The 616-nt window shown below is 33.6% G+C and carries 1 protein-coding gene; it reads right to left on the bottom strand.

What is annotated here, in order from left to right:
• Nucleotides 1-294: 294 nt before the first annotated feature.
• Nucleotides 295-417 carry a hypothetical protein gene (locus ACFINO_RS11035; RefSeq protein WP_263283916.1) on the bottom strand — a complete coding sequence of 41 codons (123 nt, stop codon included), beginning with the start codon at nt 415-417 and terminating at the stop codon, nt 295-297.
• Nucleotides 418-616 lie beyond the last annotated feature (199 nt).

The following is a 616-nucleotide window of genomic DNA, read 5'->3' on the forward strand; positions in this document are numbered from 1 at the left end:
GTTTTAAAGGGGTTCTCACAGGGTCTTCAAAGACCTTTAAAAGGTCATCGAAAACCTTTTTAATGAATCCTTTTTATCTTCTCTTAAAAGTCACAATTAGTAATGAAAAACTCCCTAGCAGGAATCGCTTTATGTGAGACGTTATACGAAATAAATTATCTTCACCCTTGTATAACTTTAAATTGGCTTAAGTTTTTATCTCTCTATCTCTAATACGTCTTACAAACGATAAATGGTTTTTTATTGATCTTCATCCATAAAACTTCAAATTCAGGTAAACACATCGTTTGTCTTTTAAGCTTTACAACTACCTCTTTGACCGCATTTATGGATAACCAGCATAGCATCTGCTGCAGCAAGAGCTTGTACAACGGCTCTCTTTTGTGCATCAGAAAAACACGCATTCAAATTACGCATCTCAACCGCCCATTACACTTTTAATATATCGGTAGTTTTTCCTCTTTAGTGATTAATGACTTTAACTCTTCTACAATGTCTTCTGCTTCATCATATGATATTGTTTTGTGCTCGCTAATTGTATCAACCATAAATTTGTCTTGCACAATTTCCACACTGATAGGCATTTTAGCTTAAACTTTTATGATTCATTCTTTCT

This window comes from Bartonella sp. AA83SXKL (assembly GCF_042196965.1).
Taxonomy (GTDB): Bacteria; Pseudomonadota; Alphaproteobacteria; order Rhizobiales; family Rhizobiaceae; genus Bartonella.

What these genes read in the sequence shown, in the direction of transcription:
- ACFINO_RS11035 (WP_263283916.1), bottom strand. Translation starts at nt 417, where the DNA reads ATGCGTAATTTGAATGCGTGTTTTTCTGATGCACAAAAGAGAGCCGTT.